This is a genomic window from Nocardioides sp. CPCC 205120, assembly GCF_048654585.1.
Taxonomy (GTDB): Bacteria; Actinomycetota; Actinomycetes; order Propionibacteriales; family Nocardioidaceae; genus Nocardioides.
This window is the reverse complement of record NZ_JBMCYY010000008.1, coordinates 1-666: the sequence shown is the minus strand read 5'-3', so window position 1 is coordinate 666 and position 666 is coordinate 1. Positions and strand designations below refer to the sequence as shown.

1 protein-coding gene is annotated in these 666 nt (G+C 76.0%); it reads left to right on the top strand.

Annotated features, from left to right (window positions below):
• Positions 1 to 666, top strand: a 666-nt coding sequence (locus tag ACOACO_RS18665) for a thymidine phosphorylase (RefSeq protein ID WP_420297793.1), incomplete at both ends; no start/stop codon positions are given.

Sequence of the window (666 nt, the reverse complement as noted above, 5' to 3'; positions counted from 1 at the left end):
GACGGCCTGGCGCCCGCGGACAAGAAGCTCTACGCCCTGCGCGACGTGACCGGCACGGTCGAGGCCATCCCGCTCATCGCGAGCTCGATCATGAGCAAGAAGATCGCCGAGGGCACGGGCGCCCTTGTGCTCGACGTCAAGGTCGGCAGCGGCGCCTTCATGAAGTCCGTCGACCGCGCCCGTGAGCTGGCCGAGACGATGGTCGCGCTCGGCACCGACGCGGGCGTCCGCACGGTCGCGCTCCTCACCGACATGGGCATGCCGCTGGGCCGCACCGCCGGCAACGCGATCGAGGTCGCCGAGTCGGTCGAGGTGCTGGCCGGCGGTGGCCCCGCCGACGTCGTCGAGCTCACGGTGGCGCTCGCCCGCGAGATGCTGCTGGCCGCGGGCGTCGACGACGTCGACCCGGCCGACCGCCTCGCCGACGGCTCGGCGATGGACGTGTGGCGCGCGATGATCTCCGCCCAGGGCGGCGACCCCGACGCCCCGCTGCCGACCGCCCGCGAGCAGCACGTCGTCGCCGCGCCGCGCTCCGGCACCCTGACCCGCCTCGACGCCATGGCCGTCGGTCTCGCCGCCTGGCGCCTCGGCGCCGGTCGCGAGCGCAAGGGGGACCCGGTGCAGGCCGGCGCCGGCGTCGTCTGGCACGCCCGCCCCGGCGACCGG